The following is a 21,680-nucleotide window of genomic DNA, read 5'->3' on the forward strand; positions in this document are numbered from 1 at the left end:
AAGCTCTTGGAGCTATGGCACTCAGCGCGACATTGCACAACTTCGCCGTCCAGTTGGCCGACGTCGATCGGGGCGTCTACCAGGAGCTGGAGTTGCGGGTGGCGCGGCACCCGTCCGAATCCGCGGAGTTCATGCTGACCCGAGTGCTCGCCTATTGCCTCGAATACGAGGAGGGCATCGCCTTCAGTGACGGTGGGGTCTCCTCCACCGACGAGCCAGCGGTGGTGGTGCGCGACCTCACCGGCCGCCTCACCGCCTGGATCGAAGTCGGCGCTCCGGACGCGGAGCGGGTGCACCGAGGCAGCAAACTCGCCGACCGGGTCGCCGTCTACACTCACCGCGACCCGGCCAAGGTGCTGGCGCAACTCCCCGGCAAGCGCATCCATCGCGCCGAAGCGATACCGCTCTACAGCTTCGATCGCGACTTCATCGATTCCGCCGTCGCCGCGACCGAACGCCGCAACACCGTGACCGTGTCCGTCACCGAGCGCCTGCTGTACCTGGACCTCAACGGCACCGCGTTGAGCGCACCGATCCACGAGCACCGGCTCACCTAGTTCTCGGATCCGTTCCTAGGTGCCACTCATCGGATCCGGCGTTCGCACTCCTCGAATTCGGCTCCAGCTCGGAGGCAGTCGTAGAGTCCGCTCTGCACGTCGCCATTGGTGGGCGGCTCGCCGCAGAGAACACCGCATCGCTGGTAGTTCGGGACGGCGCTGCCGTCGGGCCAGTGGCAGGCATCGCCGTCGCAGGTGTAGCCGCGCGTATTCGGGTCGCGAGGAATCGGATTCCGGCTGAAGGACCACACGAACGCGTCGGTGTTCTGTACCTGCGTGCAGTAGACGGTCCGGCCGTCGGCGAGGCGGCCCACCGCACCGGAATCCTGGCAGTAGTCGTTCAAGGTGACCGTGACACCGCCGTCGGACGGCAGCGGCGCGGCCGCGGAGGTCACGAACATCGCGGCCAGAAACGTCCCCGCGCCGACAACACCCGTCAGCGCCCGACGCGCCGCCTTACGCTCGCCCGGTCGAGGCATGCTTCCCTCCCTTGCTCCAGGTCCAGCGGACTATACGCCCGGCGTCCACGAGTGGCACACCATTGAGACGTCCTCGCGTACCTCGCCGCAGCCGTGCGCGACTCGCAAGGTGTTCAAGCGGGGGCGGCGAAGGGCGGGTAGTTGTCGGCGGCCGTTCGCTCGGCGGCGTCGATGTAGTCGGCAAGAGCGTCGCGGTACACGGCGGGGAGCAGTATCCGGGGCTGATCGAGGAGTTCGGCAAGCCCGGCGAGGACCGACCGATCGGTCGAACCCGTACCCGCGCCGGTCAGAACAGGAAATAGCGCTGGGCCATGGGCAATTCGGTGGCGGGTTGTTCGCGCCAGACCTCGCCGTCGATGCGGACGGTGAAAGTGTCCGGCTCGACTTCGATGCGCGGCATGGCGTCGTTGTTCGGCAGATCCGTCTTCCGCACGCCACGGACGTCGCGGACCGGAACCAGCCTCCGCTGGACCCGCAACCGGTCGGCGAGGCCGTCCTCGATCGCCTGCTCGGAGACGAAATGCAGTGAGGTCGCGGCGGCGGCCGCCGGGGCGGCGCCGAACATGGGGCGCGGCAGCACCGGCTGCGGCGTGGGGATGGAGGCGTTGGCGTCGCCCATCGCGGCCCAGGCGATCGCGCCGCCCTTGAGGACGGCATGCGGGCGGACACCGAAGAACGCCGGCTCCCACAGCACCAGATCGGCGAGCTTGCCCACCTCGACCGACCCGATCTCGTGGTCCAGGCCGTGCGCGACGGCGGGGCAGATGGTGTACTTCGCGACGTAGCGCTGGACCCGGGCGTTGTCGGCGGCGCCGTCGCCCGGCAGCGCGCCGCGGCGGCGCTTCATCACGTGCGCGGTCTGCCAGGTGCGCAGCACCACCTCCCCGATGCGGCCCATGGCCTGTGAATCGCTGCCGATCATCGAGATGGCGCCGAGATCGTGCAGCAGGTCCTCGGCCGCGATGGTGGAGGGGCGGATGCGGCTTTCGGCGAAGGCCAGATCCTCCGGGATCGACGCGCTCAGGTGGTGGCACACCATGAGCATGTCCAAGTGCTCGTCGAGGGTGTTGATCGTGTGCGGACGAGTCGGGTTGGTGGAGCTGGGCAGCACATTGGGATGGGCGGCGACGGTGATGATGTTGGGCGCGTGGCCGCCGCCCGCGCCCTCGGTGTGGTAGGCGTGGATGCCGCGGCCCGCGATCGCCGCGAGGGTGTCCTCGACGAAACCCGCCTCGTTCAACGTGTCCGAGTGCAGCGCCACCTGCACCCCCGCCGCCTCGGCCACGGTGAGGCAGGCATCGATCGCGGCGGGCGTTGAGCCCCAGTCCTCGTGCAGTTTGAAACCCGATGCGCCCGCGCGTAATTGCTCCCACATGGCCTCGGCGCTGACGGTGTTGCCCTTGCCGAGCAGCACGATGTTCACCGGCCAGCCGTCGGTGGCCTCCAGCATGCGCGCCAGATGCCACGCGCCGGGCGTCACGGTGGTCGCCTTGCTGCCCTCGGCCGGGCCGGTGCCCCCGCCGATGAGGGTGGTGATGCCGCCGCCGAGCGCCTCCTCCAACAGCTGCGGGCAGATGAAGTGCACGTGACAGTCGATCGCGCCCGCGGTGAGGATGCGGCCGTTGCCGGAGATCACCTCGGTGGACGGCCCGACGACCAGGTCCGGGTGCACCCCGGTCATGGTGTCGGGGTTGCCCGCCTTGCCGATCGCGCTGATGCGTCCGTCGCGAATACCGACGTCCGCTTTGATGATTCCCCAATGATCGATGATCACCACGCCCGTGATCACGGTGTCGGGAGCGCCCTCGGCGCGCGTCGCTCGGGACTGGCCCATGGATTCGCGCAGGACCTTGCCGCCGCCGAACACGGCTTCGTCGCCCGCGCGCCCCGGTCCCCCGCTGCGGTCCTCGGTGATCTCGATCAGCAGATCGGTGTCCGCCAGACGAATCCGGTCGCCCGTCGTCGGTCCGAACAGTTCGGCGTACCGCGCCCGGCTCAGCTCACTCATCGCGTCCTACCTCCTGAGCCCGCGTACTCCGCGCCGCCCCGTTCCGGGTCCGCATACGCACTAGCCATCGAGACGGCCCGGTGGGGTCGGGCTGATCCCGTGCACCTCGCGGGCGCCGCCCAGCGGCACCAGCCCTACCCGTTGCCCGAGACCGGGTTCGAAGCGCACCGCGGTCCCGGCCGGGATGTCGAGGCGGTGGCCGTGCGCGGCCGCGCGGTCGAACTCCAGCGCCGTGTTCGCCTGCGGGAAATGCACATGGCTGCCGACCTGCACCGGCCGGTCTCCGGTGTTGACCACGTCGAGTTCGAGGCGCCGCGCGCCCACGTTCAGTTCGATGACGCCCTCGGCGCAAAGGTATTCGCCGGGGATCACGCCGGGCCTCGGTCCGGCTCGGGGGCGCTCGCAAACCGCATACCGCCCGCCTATCCGATCGGGTGGTGCACGGTGACGAGCTTGGTGCCGTCCGGGAAGGTCGCCTCGACCTGGACGTCGGGGATCATCTCCGGCACGCCTTCCATCACGTCGTCGCGGGTGAGGACGGTCCGTCCCGAGGACATCAGGTCCGCGACGGTGCGCCCGTCCCGCGCGCCTTCCAGCACGTGGTCGGTGATCAGCGCGACCGCCTCGGGATGGTTCAGCTTGAGTCCGCGCGCCTGCCTGCGCCGGGCCAGCTCGGCGGCGTAGCTGAGCAGCAGGCGCTCCTGCTCATGCGGTGACAGTCGCATCCGGGCTCCTCACCGGTTCACAGTGACGGGTGACGCACATTCTGGCACGCCCGTTCCGCCGTCGCCGGTCGAGCGGTCAGGACCGATGCGGCAGATTCTGCAGTCGCACCTGACCGCGCGCCACGGTGCGGCCCTGCTCATCGGTGATGACGACCTGCCACAGCTGCTGCAGCCTGCCCCGATGCAGCGGCGTCGCCTCGCCTGTCAGGGTGCCCTCGCGCACCGCCCGCAGGAAATCGGTGTTGTTGTTCACGCCGACGACCGTGCCCTGGTCGCCGAACCAGACGCCGCCGGCGATGCTGGCGAGCGTCTCGACGACGGTGCAGTACACGCCGCCGTTCTGGATGCCTGCGGGCTGGTAGAGGTGCGGTTTCACGACCCACTCGCCGCGCACGCGATCGGGGCTCAGCTCGGTGTAGCGCAGGCCGATCAGGTCGGCGAAGGTGCCTTCGCTGTAAGCGTTCATCTGCTCGGGCGTGACGTCCGCCAGCGAGCCGACCTGGCGAGTCTCCTGCTGTGTCATGTATTCACTGTCGCACAGCACCCGGCGCGCAACGCCGCGGCCTCATCGCAGGCCAGGGCGGTGCCCCGCCGAAGAGATCGACACAGAGCGGCGGGCCCCACCGGAAGTGGAGCCCGCCGCGGCACGGGATCGGGGGTCACCGCAGCCCTCGGGACTCTCACGCGATCCGTACGCCGGAGATGAGTATAGGTCAGGCTTACCTAACTAAGCAAGAACCCGACCGCCGCACGGGCAGCCCGCGCTCGGCCATCGCCGCCAAGAGCGCCTGGCCACGACGCGCGCCGGTGACGGAATCGGTCCGCGCCAGATCGGGCACGTAAGCCGAAGCGCCCGCGACGGATGCACCGACGAGGGACCAGAACCGCCCGGCGCTCAAACCGGAGCAGCGAGTCAGGTTCCGCTGGACGACGGTCAGCGCGGGCTCGCAGCGATGCGCGAGCCAGACGTACATCGCCTCCGGGCACGGCAAGGCGACCACACCGGGACCGCCCGCAAGCGGATCACCGTCGATCACGCGAATCGTGGTGTCCGACAAGCCCGCCCAGTCGATTCCGCCGTCGTTGTCGGTATGGATCCAGAGGTTCTCCAAGCCCGGATCCCAGGCCCGCCCTTCCGCCACGAGCAGCGCGACCACCCGACCGGCTATCGCGTGGATCAGCGCCGTGGCAACCACCTCCGCCGCGATGCCGGCACTGATCATCTCCGCGGCATGCCGCCGGTACATGAGTTCGACGCGCCCCTCGCGCACTCCGTCCGCCAGCTGCCACCACCGTCGTTTGCCCTGCTCGGCGATCGCGGCGACGGCATAGACCCGCGGGTGCTCCGGTTGCAGCGCGCGCAGCCGGGCACAGGCGCGTCCGAACTCCGTCGTCGAGCGATGTGGCGTGGTGATGAGCTCGGTCATCGAACCTCCTCGGGGATCGGCTCCGTCGCGCGGCGCGGCGGACATTCGGCCATGCCCGTCTGTCCGCGAAGATAGGTTAGGCTTACCAGACCTAGCAACCGTATCGCTGATTTCAGGAGCAGCTCGTCGCCGTGACTTCTCTTGCCACCGTGAGGCGGCGACGTCTTTCCGGACTTCTCGTCTCGACCGTCCTGCTGCTGCTCGCCGTGCTGGCCGGCGTGGCGGTGGGCGCCCGTTCGCTCGCGCCCGGGACCGTCTACGACGCCGTGCATCATGCGCTCACCTGCCCCGGCGGACCCTTCACCTGCGCAGCCGGTTCCACCGAGGAAGAGATCGTGCGAGGGCTGCGGCTGCCGCGCACCGCGTTGGCACTGGTCTGCGGGGCGGCCTTGGGAATCGCGGGCGCGCTCGTCCAGGGCTACACCCGCAATCCGCTCGCCGACGCCGGGTTGCTCGGACTGAACGCGGGTGCGGCGTTCCTGGCCGCGTTGAGCGTGTACCTGTTCGCCTTCGCCGCGCCGGAACAATACATCTGGTTCGCGCTGGCCGGAGCGCTGATCGCGGGGGTGGCGGTGTTCGCGACCTCGTCCGTGGGCGGCGGCAAGGCGAGCCCGCTGACCCTCGTGCTCGCGGGTGCGGCGGTCACCGCGTTCCTGCAGGCCATGACCAACGCCGTCGTGCTGTTCGACGCCGCCGCGCTGGACACCTACCGGTTCTGGGTGATCGGCGCCGTCGCCGGCCGCGACGCCGCGGTGTTCTGGCAGGTACTGCCGTTCCTGGCCGCGGGCATGTTGCTGGCGGTGCTGGCGGCGCCCGGACTGAATCTGATCGGCCTCGGCGACGACGTCGCGCGTGGGCTCGGCGTGCATGTCGGCCGCAGCCGCGCGCTCGGCCTGGCGGCCGTCGTGCTGCTGGCGGGCGCGGCGACGGCGGCGGTAGGGCCGATCGCCTTCCTCGGCCTGGTCGTGCCGCATCTGGCGCGGACGATCACCGGGCCCGACCATCGCTGGCTGATTCCCTATTCCGGGCTGCTCGGCGCGTTGCTACTGCTGATCGCCGATGTGGCGGGCCGGGTGGTGGCTCGCCCCGGCGAACTGGAGGTCGGCGTAGTGGTGGCCCTGCTCGGCGTGCCGTTCTTCCTCGCGTTCGTGCGCAGGCGAAAGCTGGTGAACCTGTGACGGTCTCGCTGCGAGCCTCGAGTGCCCGCCCCGCGCTGCGCGTCGGGCCGGTGTCGACGGTGCTGCGACCGCGGATGATCCTGATCGTCGCGGTCCTGATCGCGCTGGCGCTCGCACTGTTGTGCCTGGACGTCGCGGTGGGCGAGTCCCGTCTACCGCTCGGGCGCGTGCTGGACGTCCTGACCGGCGGCGGCACCAGGGCTCAGCGGTTCATCGTGCTGGAGTCCCGGCTGCCGCGCGCGCTCACCGCGCTCGTGGTCGGCCTCGCGCTCGGGCTCGCGGGCGCTGTCACCCAGTCCATCCTGCACAACCCGCTGGCCGCGCCGGACATGCTCGGCATCACTTCGGGCGCGAGCCTGGGGGCGGTCGCGGTGCTGGTCGGCACCGGAGGCGCGAGCACCGGCCTGGCCGCTTCGGTCGGCGCGCCGGTGGCGGCCCTGGCAGGCGGGCTGCTCACCGCCGTCGCCATCTACCTGCTCGCCTGGGGACGCACCGCCACCGGCGCGTACGGCGCCACCGGGCTGCGGCTGGTGCTGATCGGCGTGGGCGTGAACGCCCTGCTGACCGCCGGGATCAGCTGGCTGCTCACCCGCGCCAGCCTGGCGGATGCCCAGCGCGTGCAGTTGTGGCTGAACGGATCGCTCAACGCGGCCGACAACGCGCGCCTGGGTCCCGCGGCGATCGCCGCGGGAATCGCCGCGCTCGTCGCGCTCGCCTCCGCCCGCACGCTCGCCGCGCTGCGCCTCGGCTCCGACACCACGCGTGCGCTCGGGGTGCGCATCCAGACCCAGCAGGCCGTCCTGATCGGAGCGGCGGTCGTGGCCGCCTCGGTGGCCACCGCCGCCGTCGGGCCGGTCGGTTTCGTCGCCCTCGCCGCGCCGCAGATCGCACGACGCCTGCTGCGCACACCGGGCGAGCCGCTGGTCGGCGCCGCGGTGACCGGCGCCATCCTGGTGGTCGGCGCGGATGTCGTGTCCCGCACGGCGTTTCCGGTCGACCTACCCCTCGGCGTCGTGACCGCGGCATTCGGCGGGCCGTTCCTGCTGTACCTGCTCGTGCGTATGAACCGGAAGGCCACGCTGTCATGACGATCGCGGACATCACCACCCCTGACGCCACGGAGCGAGCGAGCGCTCCTGCGCACCGGCTCGGCGCCGAGGCGGTCACACTCGGCTACGGCGACCGGGTGATCGTCGACGGGCTGAGCTTGACCGTCGCTCCCGGCGTCGTCACGACCGTCATCGGGCCCAACGGTTGCGGGAAGTCCACCCTGCTGCGTTCGCTCGGCCGCCTGCTGCGCCCCCGAGAAGGCCGAGTGTTGTTGGACGGCAAGGCTATTTCGACGATGAAGACCAAGGACGTCGCCCGCATCGTCGGCATGCTGCCGCAATCGCCGGTCGCCCCGGAAGGGCTCACCGTCGCCGATCTGGTCGCCCGCGGCCGCTACCCGCACCAGTCCTGGTTCCGGCAGTGGTCGGGCACCGACGAATCCGAGGTGACGACCGCGCTGGACCAAACCGGGATCGCCGACCTCGCCGGCCGCCCGCTCGATGAGCTGTCCGGCGGCCAGCGCCAGCGCGCCTGGATCTCGATGGCGCTGGCCCAGGGCACCGACATCCTGCTGCTCGACGAGCCGACCACCTATCTGGACCTGGCGCACTCCATCGAGGTGCTCGACCTGGTGGACCGGTTGCACGCCGATCTCGGCCGCACCGTCGTGATGGTGCTGCACGATCTCAATCTCGCGATCCGCTACAGCGACCAGCTGGTCGTCATGCGCGACGGACGCGTGGTCGCCGCGGGCGCCCCCGGCGAGGTGGTGTCGGTCGAGCTGCTGCGCGAAGTGTTCGACCTGGACGCGAAGGTTCTCGAGGACCCGGTGTCGGGCCGCCCGATGATCGTGCCGATCGGCGCCAGGCACGTGCGCGGAAAGGTGGGCGGACCGGCTGCCACAACGCCCGAGACCGCGCCGTATGAGAAATGACACACCAGCTATTCCATAGTTACGACACCCTGTAGTACGCATCCTCGTCGTTGAGTACCTAAAATTAGGGAATGGCAGGTCTTGGTGAACTCGAGAAAGCGGTCATGGACCAGTTGTGGTCGGCCGACGAACCACAAACGGTCCGGCAGGTGCACGAGGCGCTCGCCGCACGCCGTGAGCTCGCGTACACCACGGTGATGACCGTGCTGCAACGCCTCGCGAAGAAGAACCTCGTGGTCCAGCGGCGCGACGACCGCGCGCACCGCTACGCGCCGGTGCACACCCGCGACGAACTCGTGGCCAGCCTGATGGTCGACGCCCTGCAACAGGCCGACGCGGCGGGCAGCCGCGCCGCGGCCCTGGTGCACTTCGTGGAACAGGTCGGCAAGGACGAGGCTGCCGCTCTGCGCGAAGCACTCGCTAAGCTCGAAGCAACCGAGGACTCGGCGCCCCCGCCGCAGTAGACTCCTCGGGCGCCCTGGCCCCACAACGCAGTGAGCTGAGTCGATGAACGCAACCGCGCCGGTATTCGCCGGACTGGCATTGCTTCTCGCGGGGCCTGCCCCGGCCTTGCTCAGCCGGGCGACCTGGACCTACCGGACGCCCCGAGCAGCGCTGGTGCTCTGGCAGGCCATCGCGCTCGCAGCCGTGCTCAGCGCGTTCGGCTCCGGGTTGGCCATCGCCGCCGAGCTGCTCGTGCCCGGTCCCGACGGCCGCCCGACCACCGCGCCGACCAGGGAGATCGACGCGCTCGGCCTGCCGCTGTGGCTGGCGTACGTGTTCGTCTTCGCGCTCACGCTGCTGATCGGCGCCCGGTTGATCTACGCGATCATCCGGGTCGGCGTGCACACCCGCAGGCGGCGGTCGCGCCACCGCATGCTCGTCGACCTGCTGGACCAGAGCGGTCCGCACCGGCGCGCGGCCGACATCCGGGTGCTGGCCGCCACCGAGCCCATCGCCTACTGCCTGCCCGGCCTGCGCCAGCGCGTCGTGCTCAGCGAAGGCACTCTGACCAATCTCGCCGACGCCGAGGTCACCGCCATCGTCAGCCACGAACGTTCGCACCTGCGGGCCAGGCACGATCTCGTGCTGGAGGCGTTCACGGCCGTGCACGAGGCGTTCCCCCGGGTGGTGCGCAGCAAGGCGGCGCTCGGCTCGGTGAAACTGCTCATCGAGTTACTCGCGGACGACTCGGCGGTCAAGGTCACCGGACCGAAGCCGCTGGCCCGCGCCCTCGTCGCCTGCGCGAAGTCCACCGCGCCGCAAGGCGCGCTCGCCGCGGGCGGCCCCACCACGCTCATCCGCATCCAGCGGCTGAGCGGCCGGATCGGGGACCTGCGCATCGCCACGGCCGCCTACCTCGGCTCGGCCGCCATCCTGGTGGTGCCGACGCAGGCCGTGGCCGTACCCTGGCTCGTGGAACTGAGTCGGCTGTTCCACGGCTGACTGCCCGGCACGTATCCTGGACCTTCGGCCCGCCTCCGGTCGGCCGCATCCTCTCGCTTTACCCGGCGCGCGACATCGCCCGCGCCACCGCGCGGTGAAACCGCATCGCGCACCGTTCTCCATCCCACCGAACAGCGCGATCCGCGTGGAACGCGCCGTGCGACGAAAGGCACATCCTCCTCGTGACCCCCTCGACCACCGTCGCCGCGGCGCCCCCCGCGACCTTCGCGGGTCTGGGCCTGCCCGCCGTGCTCGTCCAGGCACTGCGACGCGACGGCATCGAGACGCCGTTTCCGATCCAGGCCGCCACGACGCCCGACGTCCTGGCAGGCAAGGACGTGCTCGGCCGCGGGCCGACCGGTTCCGGAAAGACCTTGGCCTTCGGCCTCCCGATGCTCACCCGGCTGGCCGGCGCCGCGGCCAAGCCGGGCCGCCCGCGCGGACTGGTCCTGGTGCCGACCCGCGAGCTGGCCGCACAGATCGAGCGGGCACTGGACGAACCGGCGCTTTCGCTCGGCCTGCGCGTGGCCTCGGTGGTCGGCGGCGCCCCGATCAAACGCCAAGCCGACCGGCTCGCCCGCGGCGTCGACCTGCTCATCGCCACGCCCGGACGGCTCGCCGACCTCCTCACCCAGGGATCGGCCGATCTGTCCGACGTGACGATCACCGCGCTCGACGAGGCCGACCACATGGCCGACATGGGATTCCTGCCGCAGGTGACCAAGCTGCTCGACCGCACGCCGCGCGACGGTCAGCGCCTGCTGTTCTCGGCCACGCTGGACGGCGAGGTCGACAAGCTGGTCAAGCGTTACCTGCGCTCCCCCGTCACGCATTCCACCGCACCGCCGTCGGCCTCGGTCACCACGATGTCGCATCACCTGCTCTACGTCGGCGACAAGGTGACCAAGCGGGCGGTCGCCACCGAGATCGCCGCCCGCGACGGGCTGACCATCATGTTCGTCCGTACCAAGCACGGCGCCGACCGGCTCGCCAAACAGCTGCGCGGGGCGGGCATCGCCGCGGGCGCGCTGCACGGCGGCAAGGCGCAGAACAATCGCACCCGCACCCTCGCCGCGTTCGCCGACGGCTCGGTGCCGGTGCTGGTCACGACCGACGTCGCCGCGCGCGGCATCCACGTCGACGGGATCTCCCTCGTCGTGCATGTCGATCCGCCGCCGGAGCCGAAGGCCTATCTGCACCGGGCCGGGCGCACCGCCCGCGCGGGTGAGGACGGCGTGGTCGTCACGCTGGTGATGGACGAAGAGCGCCGCGACGTCGAGTCGATGGCCCGTAAGGCGGGTGTCGAAGTGGACGGAGTCGCGGTCCGTCCCGGCGACCGCACCCTGGTCGAGATCACCGGCGCCCGCCGCCCGTCCGGAACTCCGGTGGTTCCGGCTTCCGCCGCGCCCGCGACCACCCCGGCGACGAAACCCGCACGACGTCAAGCGAACCGGCGTGCGGAGACAGCTCAGGCCGGTGGCCGCGGCGCCGGTGCGGCGAAGCAGTCCCGATCGGGCTCGATGCCGAGCCGTGGTGGCGAATCGGTCACCGCGCCGGGGCGTCGTCGCGGCCAGGCGAAAGTCGCCGGGAAGCCCGCCACCGGCAGCTCCGCCGGGCACAGTGCGGGTTCGGTCGAGGGTGGGTCCCCCCGCCGTTCCGCTACGGCGGGCGGATTCTCCGGACGCGCCGCAGGGCACGCCTCCGGCGACACGCCGGGCCGGACACGGCGACGCGCCGTACGCGCGCAGCAGTCACCGCAGCGGGGCAATCGCGGAGCAAACTAGAGCGTGTCGACTCACGCGGCAGCCGCCGTCCTCTGCGCCCTGCTCGCGGCGCTGCTGTTCGCGGTCGCCGCGGTGGCGCAACAGCACGCGGCGGCCGCGGTGCCCGAGGGCGCGTCGCTGATCCGCTCGCTGATGCGTACCCCGCGCTGGTGGGCGGGCGTCGTCGGCGACGCGGGCGGATACGCCATGCAGGTCGTCGCGCTCACCTTGGGCGCGGTGCTGCTGGTGCAGCCGATCCTGGTGAGCGCGCTGGTGTTCGCGCTACCGATGTCCGCCCGGCTCAACGACCGCCGCGTGGCGCCGCGCACCTGGGCGACCGCCCTCGCGCTGACCGCCGCGCTGGCCTGCTTCCTGCTCGTCGGCAACCCGACCGAGGGCAACACCGATGCGCCGCTGCGAGATTGGCTCGTGCCCCTGGGCATCCTGCTCGGCCTGATCGCCGCCGCCACCGCCGGTGGCATCGCCGCGCGCGACCCGGCGTGGCGCGCGCTGCTGATCGGCGCTGCGAGCGGCGCCCTCTACGGACTCGCCGCCGCGCTCACCGACTACGTCACCGACCTGTTCGAGCACGGTCTCGGGGATGTACTCAGCGGCTGGCAGACCTGGGCACTCATCGGGGCCGGTGTCACCGGCGTCTACCTGCAGCAGCGCGCCTATCACGCGGGACCGCTGACCGCCTCCTTGCCCGCCGTCACGGTCGTCGAGCCACTGGCCGCCGCGTTCATCGGCATCGCCGTGCTGGACGAGCGGTTGCGGACGGACACCGCGGGACTGGTCATCACCGGAGGCGCGGTGCTCGTCATGGCCGCCGCGACGATCATGCTCTCCCGCTCGCAAGCCGCCGCCTGAGCCCGCAGGCGAAGAAAGGCCGACGGGACAGACGACGCACCGCATATCCGCACTGTCGAGCCCCGGGCAGAACGGCGCACACCGGTCGGCGCGCGGATATCATCGGTCGAGTGCGCTTTCTTCCCGGTCATCAGCCGCCGTACGACCTGACCTACGACGACATCTTCCTCGTCCCGAATCGGACGGACGTCGCGTCGCGCTTCGACGTCGATCTGTCGACGACCGACGGGTCGGGCACCACCATCCCCATCGTCGTGGCGAACATGACCGCCGTGGCCGGGCGCAGAATGGCCGAGACGGTGGCCCGCCGCGGCGGCATCGTGGTCCTCCCCCAGGACCTGCCGATCACCGCGGCCGCCGACACCATCGCCTTCGTCAAGAGCCGCTCGCTCACCGCCGACACCCCGGTCACCCTCGCCCCCGACCGTTCGGTCTCCGAGGCGGTCGCCCTGATGCACAAGCGCGCGCACGGCGCGGTCGTGGTGGTGGACGAAGGACGCCCGGTCGGCGTGGTGACCGAGGCCGCCTGCGCCGACGTCGACCGCTTCGCCCGGCTCCGCGAGGTCGCGGTCACCGATTTCGTGCGGGCCCCCGCGACCACCACCCCGCGTGACCTGTTCGACCTGCTGCACGCCGAGCACGCCGACTTCGCCGTGCTCACCGCCGAGGACGGCACCTTGGCCGGCGTGCTCACCCGCACCGGCGCCCTGCGCGCGGGCATCTACCAGCCCGCCGTCGACGCCGCGGGCAAGCTGCGCGTCGCGGCCGCGGTCGGCATCAACGGCGACGTGGCCGCCAAGGCCAAGTCCCTCGTGGATTCGGGCGCCGACCTGCTGGTCATCGACACCGCGCACGGACACCAGGCCAAGATGCTCGAAACGCTCACCGCCGTGCGCGATCTCGGGCTCGGAGTCCCGCTGGTCGCGGGCAACGTCGTCTCCGCCGAGGGCACCAGGGATCTCGCGGCGGCGGGCGCCGACATCGTCAAGGTCGGTGTCGGCCCCGGCGCCATGTGCACCACCCGGATGATGACCGGCGTCGGCCGCCCGCAGTTCTCCGCGGTGGCCGAATGCGCTACCGCCGCCGCGGAACTCGGCGTGCACATCTGGGCCGACGGCGGCGTGCGCCATCCCCGCGACGTGGCGCTCGCGCTGGCCGCGGGCGCGTCCAACGTGATGATCGGCTCCTGGTTCGCCGGTACCTACGAGTCCCCCGGCGACCTGCGGGTCGATCGCGACGGCAACGCGTACAAGGAGAGCTTCGGCATGGCCTCCAAGCGGGCCGTCGCCGCCCGCACCGCCTCCGACAGCGAATTCGACCGAGCGCGCAAGGGACTGTTCGAAGAGGGCATCTCCAGCTCGCGGATGCGGCTGGACCCCGAGCGTCCCGGCGTCGAGGACCTCATCGACCACATCTGCTCCGGAGTGCGCAGCGCGTGCACCTACGCGGGAGCACGGACGCTCGCCGAGTTCCACGACAAGGCAGTGCTCGGCGTGCAATCCGCGGCCGGATTCGCCGAAGGCCGCCCGCTGCCCAGCGGTTGGTGAGCGCCGACACACGAATCGCACCGGCACCGGCCCACGCCACTCGGCACGTGGGCCGGTAGCATGGTGGTTGCCGGACACCGGCACCACGACTCGTTTGCGAAAGGATCCAGTTGTCACCCGCGTCCGAGGGCGCCGCACAGGAGGGCTCCTCTACCGAGCCGGGTGACCAACCCGGCGTCCTCCTCCCCGCAGTAGTCCCATTCCGCACAGGCCGTCACGCAGCACCGTTCGGGTGGTGCTGACCATGTCCGTCGCGCTCACCGCGCTCAGCCTGATCGGATTCATCGCACTCACCGTCGGCACGGCCCTGTTCGTGGCCGCGGAATTCTCCCTCACCGCCCTGGAGCGCAGCACCGTCGAGGCGCACGCCCGCACCGGTGACGTCCGCGCCCGCATGGTCCGCAAGGCGCATCGCACGCTGTCGTTCCAGCTGTCCGGCGCCCAGCTCGGCATCACCATCACCACGCTGATCACCGGTTACATCGCCGAGCCGGTACTGGCCCGGCTGCTGCATCCGGTGTTCGCCGGCATCGGGCTGAGCGAAGCCGCCGCGGGCGGCGTCGCGCTCACGCTCGCGCTGATCCTGGCCACCTCGCTGTCGATGATCTACGGCGAGCTGGTGCCCAAGAACATCGCCATCGCCAAGCCGCTGGCCACCGCCCGCGTCACGGCCGGACCGATGGTCAGCTTCTCGGTGGTGTTCAAGTGGATGATCCATTTCCTCAACAGCACCGCCAACTGGGTGGTTCGCAGGCTCGGCGTCGAGCCCGCCGAGGAGTTGCGCTCGGCCCGTTCGCCGCAGGAACTCGGCTCCCTGGTGCGCACGTCCGCGCTGCGCGGCGCGCTCGACCAGCCCACCGCCCAGGTGATGGACCGCTCGCTGCAGTTCGGCGAGCGCAGCGCCGAGGAGCTGATGACTCCGCGGGTGAAGATCGAGTCACTCGACAAGGACGACACCATCGCCGATCTGATCGACGCGGCGGGCCGCACCGGTTATTCCCGATTCCCGGTGATCGACGGCGATCTCGACAACACCCTCGGCTTCGTGCACGTCAAGCAGGCTTTCACCCGCCCAGTGCACGCGCGCCGGACGACACCCCTCTACCGGCTCGCCCAGCCGGTGCCGATCGTGCCCGCCAGCTTGGACGGCGACGAGGTGCTCGAACGGGTCCGCGCCGACGGCATGCAGGTCGCCCTCGTCGTGGACGAGTACGGCGGGACCGCGGGCCTGGTCACCATGGAGGACATCATCGAGGAGATCCTCGGCGACGTCCGCGACGAGCACGACGAGGAGGAGCGCGACGTACGGCGCGTCTCCGACGGCTGGGACTGCTCGGGCCTGCTGCGTATCGACGAGGTCTCCCGGGCGACCGGGTACGACGCGCCGGAGGGCGAATACGAGACGCTGGGCGGCCTCGTGCTGACCCGGCTCGGCCGCATCCCGGTGCCCGGCGACGAAGTCGTGCTGCCCAACCCTCGCTCGCAGCAGTGGACGGCGCCGGAGAACCACGGCTCCGGCGGTTGGATCGCCCGGGTGGAGCGCATGGACGGACGGCGCATCGATCGGGTCCGGTTGATCCCGGTGGACGCCGACGCCCTCGCGACCAAGGAGCACAGCCATGGGTGACCTCTTCGGCGTCCTGCTCACCGTCGTGCTGCTGGCAGGCAACGCGTTCTTCGTCGCCGCCGAGTTCGCGCTCATCTCCGCCCGCCGCGACCGGCTGGAAGCGCTGGCCGCGCAGGGCAAGCGCAACGCGAACACCGTCATCCGAGCGGGCGAGAACCTTTCGATGATGCTCGCCGCCGCGCAGCTGGGCATCACCATCTGCTCGATCCTGCTCGGCCGCGTCGGCGAGCCCGCCGTAGCGCACCTGCTGGAAGGCCCGTTCGACCTACTCGGCTTGCCGCAGCAACTGCTGCACCCGGTGGCGTTCGCGCTGGCGCTGACCATCGTGGTGATCCTGCACATCCTGTTCGGCGAGATGATCCCGAAGAACATCGCGCTGGCCGGGCCGGAGCGCAGCGCGCTGCTGCTGGTGCCGGTGCACCTGATGTGGCTGCGGCTGGCCCGCCCGCTCATCGCGCTGTACAACCTGGCCGCCAACCTGTCGCTGCGCCTGCTGCGGGTCGAGCCGAAGGACGAGCTGGAGGCCACCGTGTCGACGGTGGAACTGGCCGAGATGATCGGCGAGTCCCGCTCGGAGGGGCTGCTCGACGAGGAGGAGCATCGCCGCCTCACGCAGGCGCTCGGCACCAGCGACCGGGTGGTCGCCGACGTGATGGTGCCGCTGGACGCGACCCGATCGATTCCGCTGCGCGGCAACGGGACCACACTCGGCGACATCGAATCCGCAGTCGCCGAGACGGGTTTCTCCCGGTTCCCGGTGCGGGCGAACGACGGCTCGCTGGTCGGCTACCTGCACGTCAAGGACGTGCTCGACAAGGTCGCCGACGAGAGCGCCGGTCCGGGGACGCCGATCCCGCGCACCGATATCCGCCCGCTGCCTACGGTGGGCATGGGCGCCACGCTCTACGAGGCGCTGGCGCGGCTGCGGCGCACCAACAGCCATCTCGGCCGCGTGGTCGACGACCGGGGCAACACCACCGGCATCGTCGCCTTGGAGGACTTGGTGGAGGAATTCGTCGGCACCGTCCGAGACGGAACGCATCGGGTGGGCGAATGACGATTCGGGCAGCGTGCCCGCGCGGGGTGCGATGACCATGCGGGTGTTGTCCGGTGCGCGATGGCGGGAGTCCGCCGCCGCGCACCGGGCCCGGCTGGACGACCTGGTCGGGCCCTATCTCGAGCGGCGGGCGCAAGGTTCGTCGCACCCGGTGATCGACTTCTTGTTCACCTACTACGGGCACAAACCCGCCCAGTTGCGGCGCTGGCATCCGGGATACGGCATCGGGATGGCCGATGCCGCCGAATACCGCGATGCGCGCGGGTATCACCACGTGGTCACCGATTCCGGCGCTGCGGACTTCTGCACCGCCGATCCCGCATACCTGGACAAACGCCGCGATACCGTCGCGTTCGTCGCGGAGTTGCTGCGTGCCACCGCGTCCCGGCCCGCTCATCTGTCCTGCTTCGGGCTGCACGAATGGGCGATGGTGTATCGCACCGACGACATCCGCCACCAGAGGGTGCCGCTGCGGCTGGGACGCGCGGGCACCGACAGCGTGCTCGACTCGATGTCGCTGCGCTGTACGCATTTCGACGCCTACCGCTTCTTCACCCCGGACGCCGTCGGCCGCAATGCCGAGCCGCTCACCCGAGCTGACCAGCTGCGTCGCGAACAGCCGGGCTGTCTGCACGCGAATATGGATCTGTACAAGTGGGGCTTCAAGCTGGTCCCGTTGATCTCGTCGGAGCTGCTCCTGGATTGTTTCGAGTTGGCTTGCGCCGCAAGGGAACTGGACATGCGCGCCAGCCCGTACGACCTGTCCGGCCTCGGCTACCAGCCGGTTCGCATCGAGACACCCTCGGGGCGGGCGGAGTACGTCCGCGCCCAGGCCGAGTTGGCGGAACGCGCAGCCGGACTACGACGCGTCTTCCTGGGTGCCTGCGACGAACTCCTGTCGGAGCACCCGAATTCGGCCACGCTCGGCACCGGACCGACCCAGTCGCGCTGACCACGCGGACCGGAAAACTTCGCGAATCGTCTGCGATTCGACGAAACTCACCCTCGGGCCGACGGAAATCATTACCATTCAGTCAGTTCAGCGGTGACTGTCCCAGTCACCCTGGGTAGCCAATCTCGACGACGAAGTTGGGGGGTCGCGACGATGCGCCCGTTGGCCAGACTGTGCCGTGTCAAACCGCTGGCTCTGCTCACCATCGGCATGGTTACGGCCGTGCTGCTGCCCATGAGCGCTTCGGCCGATCCGCCATCGGACGTTCGTAACGCGGTCGAGGAGTTCCTCGACGTCGGGCGCACTTCGGTTCCCCGCGCCGACTGCGGCCCCGGCGCCGCCCCCGAGAGCGGACTGCAAGGCGATGTCACCGCCGCCGACCGCGACAGCGGGCGCAGCACGCAGGGCTACCGGTGCAACATCTCCTACGTCGGCGGCTACGCGGGACGCGGCGCGGGCATCACCTCCACCAGCTTCGAGCATTGCGCCTATCTGGGCTCCTTCTTTCCCGGCGACCTGATCAGCGAGGGCCGTGGCGTCCAGGTGCTCGACGTGTCCGATCCGGCGAATCCGCGTCCGACGGCGACTTTGACCGAGCCCGCGATGCTCGCGGGCACCTGGGAGAGCCTCAAGGTCAACACCGAGCGCAAGTTGCTGGTCGGCACCGGCGTGCCGGTCGGCGAGGGTGTGGGCTACCTGTCGGTCTACGACATCTCCGATTGCGCGCATCCGCGGCTGCTCAATCCCGGTCCGGGGACGAATCTGGCGATGCCGCTGCCGATCACCACGCACGAGGGCGGCTTCTCCCCCGACGGCAACACCTATTGGGCCTCCGGAGTCGCGCCCGGCTTCGTCAGCGCGGTGGACCTGAGCGACCCCGCCGACCCGCACGTGGTGTGGCAGGGCTTGACGGGCATCGAAGCGCACGGATTCGGCATCAGCCCGGACGGCGATCGGATGTACATCTCCGCGCTCGGCGGATTCACCGTCCTCGACATCAGCGCGGTGCAGCGCCGCGACCCGAACCCGCAGGTGCACCATCTGGGCCGGGTGTTCTGGACGGACGGCTGGGCGACCCAGCACAGCATCCCGGTCTTCTACGACGGCAAGCCCTACCTCTACACCGTCGACGAAGGCGGTTCCGGCGGCGTCAAACTCATCGATATCTCCGACGAGACGGCGCCCAGGGTGGCCAACAAGATCAAGCTCGAGATCAACCTGCCGCAGCACATCGACAGCAATATCGGTTCGTCGATGGGTGGTTCCGCCTTCGCCTACGAATCGCACTACTGCGCCGCCGACCGGCAGGACAACCCGACCGCCTTGGCCTGCGGATGGATCTCCTCCGGCATCCGGGTGTTCGACATCCGCGACCCCTACGCCATCCGCGAGATCGCCTACTACAACCCGCCCGCCCGCACCGGGCAGAACATGAGCCTGTGGAACTCGCCGCACGCGCTCGCCTCGCTCATCGGCGTTCCGCTCATGAGCACCCCTCCGGCGGTGCGCGCCGTACTGGAGGGACAGTTCAACCCCCTGGACGCCACCACCCCGCGCACCGGCCGCCTCGCCTTCGGCGATGTGTCCACCGACTGGTGCTTCTCACCACCGGAATGGCGCGGATCACAGCTGTACGTCGCATGCTCGGACAACGGGTTCATGGTGCTGCGACTGGACGACGACGTGTACTCGCCACCGGCGGACCAGCGGTCGATCGTCGGGTCGTAGCGATGCGGCGCTGGATGTCGACCGCCGCCCTGGTCTCGGCGGCCTTCGCGCTGCTCGTGCTCGGCGCCGCTCTGCGGCCGCTGGTGTTTCCGGAAAGTCGTTCCGCCGCACCGGTGCTCACCGATGTCGAGATCGGCTTCGTACAGGACATGACCACCCATCACCAGCAAGCGCTGCTGATGGTGCAGCGGCTGGATCGCTCGGTCGATCCGGCGGTCGCCCGGCTGGCCGAACAACTCGACCGCACACAGCGCCTGGAGATCGGCACCATGCTCGGCTGGCTGCGCCTGGCGGACGCGCCGCCCAGCTCCGTACACCCGATGGCGTGGATGCACGGCGCGGACGCGTCGGCGCATGGCCATCAGGCGACGGCCGCGCAGACGGCGCCCCTGATGCCCGGGATGGCGAGCACGGCGGAACTGGACAATCTGGCAGCGGCACATGGCCGGAACGCGGAGATACTGTTCCTTCAACTGATGTTTCGCCACCACCAAGGCGGTATCGCGATGGCCGAGGCCGCCGACGGTCTCCTGGGCTCCGGGCCGGTCAAAGAGATCGCGCGTTCCATGATCCATGGGCAAGGCCAAGAGGCGGGGGTGATGGGCATGCTGCTCACCCAGCGCGGAGCGACCCCACTGCCGCCCTGATCACCCGGGCGGCTACGACGCCACGTGCAATCCGAAGCCGGTCGCTCCCCGCGCTTCGCGACCAGCCACGAGACGCAGAGTCCGGTCGTAGTCGCCGCCGCCCTGCGGCCGGTACCGGATCGGCTCCAGTTCGGCCAGCTCCGACATCCGCCGCCGCAGGTCGTACGCGACGTCGTCGAAGCGCGCGGCGTCGAGGCGGATCGTGTCGTGCACCACGAACGGAGGCAGCACGTCCATGCCGGTGTAGTAGAGGATGCCGTGGTGGATCGGGAACAGCAGATCCTCGACGGGGCCGTTGATCCCGCGATCGGAGTAGGACGGCTGCCTGCCCCCGACCGAGACCACCAGCATCGCGCGCCGCCCGGCCAGGACGCCCGCCCCATATCTGGGCAACGCCTTACCCCCGGCTCCATAGGCGAAATCGCAGGTGAGAACCCGGTCCACCCAGCCCTTCATGATCGCGGGCATGCCGAACCACCAGAGTGGGAAATGCAGGACGACGGCGTCGGCCCACAGCAGTTTCTCCTGCTCGGCGCGGATGTCGGGACTCAGCGTCCCGTCGCGGTAGGCCACACCCGAGGCCAGCATGAAGTTGGGCTCCTCGACCGCGCCGAAATCGTCGGTGTCGGCGGCGGCCTTCCACCCCATCGCATAGAGGTCGGTGATCCGCACCTCGTGCCCGTCCGCCCGCAACTGGCGCACCGCAACGTCTTTCAGAGCGCCGGTGAGTGAGTCCGGCTTCGGGTGGGCGTACACGATCAGTACGTTCATTCCAGCGTTCGTCACATGTCGGCGCAACAGCGTGCGGAGCGTCGGATATTCCGTCGTCCCCTCGACCTGCGTCGACAGGTGGCCCGGCGACGGCCCGGCGACACCGCGACGGTATGGTCGGCTGAACCGGGTCATGATCGTCGGCCGGGAGAGGTTGGGCAACAGATGATTCGGACCGATGCGATCAAGGTGCCCGCGCACGTGCGCGGATACCCGGGTGTGGCGTTCGGCGGGTATGTAGCGGGACTGCTCGCCGCCGCGAGCGGCGCCACGCAGGTGCGCGTCGACTTCCGCCGCGGCGTGTCCGTGGACACTCCGCTGGTACTGGCGGCCGACGGCTCCGGCGGCGCGTCACTCACCGACCTCGACGGTGCGGTACTCGCCGAAGCGTCCCCATCGACGGTCACGGTCACGCCGCGGCCCGCGCCCAGCTGGGAACAGGCTCGAGCGGCGAGCGCGACCGCAGGCGCGCTGCGCAAGATGAGCCACTGCTACGGCTGCGGTGCGGCCTGCGCGCCCGGACGTGGATTGCGCTTGTCGCCTTGGGCCATGTCCACGCACGACATGGTCATCGCCGCCTGGACACCGGATCCCGCGCTCGCCGGACCCGATGGCTTGCTGCCCACCGAGAACGTCTGGTCCGCTCTGGATTGCCCCGGCGGCTGGGCCGCGATGGCGCTGCGCGATCTGCGCCCCGGAGCGGTCACCGCTGCTCTCACCGCCACGCAGCTCGAACCGGTCCGCGCCGGCGACCCCTACCTGTCCTACGGGTGGCCGATCTCATCGGACGGCCGCAAGCACACGGTCGGCGTGGCCTTGTCACGAAGCGACGGAACGCTGTGCGCCCTCGCCGAAGCGCTCTGGATCGAGCCCCGCCGACCGCTCCCGTTCGAATGGTGATCGGTCCCCCGAAT

Annotated in this window: 22 protein-coding genes; 15 read left to right on the plus strand and 7 right to left on the minus strand. The window is 70.3% G+C overall.

The features are described 5' to 3' along the window. The first annotated feature begins 14 nt into the window (after positions 1-14). On the plus strand, positions 15-557 hold the full coding sequence (locus ABZW96_RS27210; RefSeq protein ID WP_355078467.1) for a YaeQ family protein: 543 nt from the start codon (positions 15-17) through the stop codon (positions 555-557). Between the two features lie 26 nt (positions 558-583). Here ABZW96_RS27210 and ABZW96_RS27215 read toward each other — a convergent pair whose 3' ends face one another. From ABZW96_RS27215 to ABZW96_RS27240, 6 genes are all read right to left on the minus strand, one after another. Then, positions 584-1,036 carry a hypothetical protein gene (locus ABZW96_RS27215; RefSeq protein ID WP_355078468.1) on the minus strand — a complete coding sequence of 151 codons (453 nt, stop codon included), beginning with the start codon at positions 1,034-1,036 and terminating at the stop codon, positions 584-586. Positions 1,037-1,322: 286 nt separating this feature from the next. Continuing rightward, positions 1,323-3,044, minus strand: a complete 1,722-nt coding sequence (locus tag ABZW96_RS27220) for an urease subunit alpha (RefSeq protein WP_355078469.1) — start codon at positions 3,042-3,044, stop codon at positions 1,323-1,325. Between the two features lie 60 nt (positions 3,045-3,104). Next, positions 3,105-3,416 carry an urease subunit beta gene (locus ABZW96_RS27225; RefSeq protein WP_355078470.1) on the minus strand — a complete coding sequence of 104 codons (312 nt, stop codon included), beginning with the start codon at positions 3,414-3,416 and terminating at the stop codon, positions 3,105-3,107. Between the two features lie 50 nt (positions 3,417-3,466). Next, positions 3,467-3,769 carry an urease subunit gamma gene (locus ABZW96_RS27230; protein ID WP_039797870.1) on the minus strand — a complete coding sequence of 101 codons (303 nt, stop codon included), beginning with the start codon at positions 3,767-3,769 and terminating at the stop codon, positions 3,467-3,469. Between the two features lie 76 nt (positions 3,770-3,845). Continuing rightward, entirely contained in the window at positions 3,846-4,235 is a 390-nt protein-coding gene (locus ABZW96_RS27235) for a PaaI family thioesterase (protein WP_355078546.1), read from the minus strand. A 253-nt stretch (positions 4,236-4,488) separates the two neighbouring features. Beyond that, positions 4,489-5,196 carry a hypothetical protein gene (locus ABZW96_RS27240; protein ID WP_355078471.1) on the minus strand — a complete coding sequence of 236 codons (708 nt, stop codon included), beginning with the start codon at positions 5,194-5,196 and terminating at the stop codon, positions 4,489-4,491. Between the two features lie 131 nt (positions 5,197-5,327). Here ABZW96_RS27240 and ABZW96_RS27245 point away from each other — a divergent pair, with 131 nt between their 5' ends. From ABZW96_RS27245 to ABZW96_RS27305, 13 genes are all read left to right on the plus strand, one after another. Next, complete coding sequence (locus tag ABZW96_RS27245; protein WP_355078472.1) at positions 5,328-6,374, plus strand: iron ABC transporter permease; 1,047 nt, start codon at positions 5,328-5,330, stop codon at positions 6,372-6,374. Further along, the gene (locus ABZW96_RS27250; RefSeq protein ID WP_355078473.1) at positions 6,371-7,462 is read left to right on the plus strand and encodes an iron chelate uptake ABC transporter family permease subunit; all 1,092 of its coding nucleotides are present in this window, start codon (positions 6,371-6,373) and stop codon (positions 7,460-7,462) included. The genes ABZW96_RS27245 and ABZW96_RS27250 overlap by 4 nt, the downstream gene beginning before the upstream one ends. Then, a complete protein-coding gene (locus ABZW96_RS27255; protein WP_355078474.1) occupies positions 7,459-8,358 on the plus strand; it encodes an ABC transporter ATP-binding protein in 900 nt (299 codons plus the stop codon). Before ABZW96_RS27250 ends, ABZW96_RS27255 begins: the two co-directional genes overlap by 4 nt. Positions 8,359-8,429: 71 nt before the next feature. Next, a complete protein-coding gene (locus tag ABZW96_RS27260; protein WP_039797864.1) occupies positions 8,430-8,822 on the plus strand; it encodes a BlaI/MecI/CopY family transcriptional regulator in 393 nt (130 codons plus the stop codon). 43 nt (positions 8,823-8,865) lie between these two features. After that, positions 8,866-9,804, plus strand: a complete 939-nt coding sequence (locus ABZW96_RS27265; RefSeq protein ID WP_355078475.1) for a M56 family metallopeptidase — start codon at positions 8,866-8,868, stop codon at positions 9,802-9,804. A 182-nt stretch (positions 9,805-9,986) separates the two neighbouring features. Beyond that, positions 9,987-11,588 carry a DEAD/DEAH box helicase gene (locus tag ABZW96_RS27270; RefSeq protein WP_355078476.1) on the plus strand — a complete coding sequence of 534 codons (1,602 nt, stop codon included), beginning with the start codon at positions 9,987-9,989 and terminating at the stop codon, positions 11,586-11,588. A gap of 3 nt (positions 11,589-11,591) precedes the next feature. Then, on the plus strand, positions 11,592-12,437 hold the full coding sequence (locus ABZW96_RS27275) for a DMT family transporter (protein ID WP_355078477.1): 846 nt from the start codon (positions 11,592-11,594) through the stop codon (positions 12,435-12,437). A gap of 110 nt (positions 12,438-12,547) precedes the next feature. Beyond that, positions 12,548-13,984: a GuaB1 family IMP dehydrogenase-related protein gene (locus tag ABZW96_RS27280; RefSeq protein ID WP_355078478.1), complete on the plus strand. Its 1,437-nt coding sequence runs from the start codon at positions 12,548-12,550 to the stop codon at positions 13,982-13,984. Positions 13,985-14,228: 244 nt separating this feature from the next. Continuing rightward, positions 14,229-15,611: a hemolysin family protein gene (locus tag ABZW96_RS27285; protein ID WP_355078547.1), complete on the plus strand. Its 1,383-nt coding sequence runs from the start codon at positions 14,229-14,231 to the stop codon at positions 15,609-15,611. After that, positions 15,604-16,668 (plus strand): hemolysin family protein, encoded by a 1,065-nt coding sequence (locus tag ABZW96_RS27290; protein WP_355078479.1) that lies wholly within the window; start codon positions 15,604-15,606, stop codon positions 16,666-16,668. The genes ABZW96_RS27285 and ABZW96_RS27290 overlap by 8 nt, the downstream gene beginning before the upstream one ends. Before the next feature lie 37 nt (positions 16,669-16,705). Beyond that, the gene (locus tag ABZW96_RS27295; protein WP_355078548.1) at positions 16,706-17,620 is read left to right on the plus strand and encodes a 3-methyladenine DNA glycosylase; all 915 of its coding nucleotides are present in this window, start codon (positions 16,706-16,708) and stop codon (positions 17,618-17,620) included. Between the two features lie 153 nt (positions 17,621-17,773). After that, entirely contained in the window at positions 17,774-19,348 is a 1,575-nt protein-coding gene (locus ABZW96_RS27300) for a hypothetical protein (RefSeq protein WP_355078480.1), read from the plus strand. A 2-nt stretch (positions 19,349-19,350) separates the two neighbouring features. Then, a complete protein-coding gene (locus ABZW96_RS27305) occupies positions 19,351-19,995 on the plus strand; it encodes a DUF305 domain-containing protein (protein ID WP_355078481.1) in 645 nt (214 codons plus the stop codon). Between the two features lie 12 nt (positions 19,996-20,007). On the opposite strand, the gene ABZW96_RS27310 is transcribed toward ABZW96_RS27305, so the two are convergent. Then, the gene (locus ABZW96_RS27310) at positions 20,008-20,766 is read right to left on the minus strand and encodes an NAD(P)H-dependent oxidoreductase (RefSeq protein ID WP_355078482.1); all 759 of its coding nucleotides are present in this window, start codon (positions 20,764-20,766) and stop codon (positions 20,008-20,010) included. Positions 20,767-20,931: 165 nt separating this feature from the next. Here ABZW96_RS27310 and ABZW96_RS27315 point away from each other — a divergent pair, with 165 nt between their 5' ends. Beyond that, positions 20,932-21,666 carry a hypothetical protein gene (locus tag ABZW96_RS27315; RefSeq protein WP_355078483.1) on the plus strand — a complete coding sequence of 245 codons (735 nt, stop codon included), beginning with the start codon at positions 20,932-20,934 and terminating at the stop codon, positions 21,664-21,666. The last annotated feature ends 14 nt before the right edge of the window (positions 21,667-21,680 follow it).

It is taken from the genome of Nocardia sp. NPDC004168, from assembly GCF_040610355.1.
GTDB lineage: Bacteria > Actinomycetota > Actinomycetes > Mycobacteriales > Mycobacteriaceae > Nocardia > Nocardia sichangensis.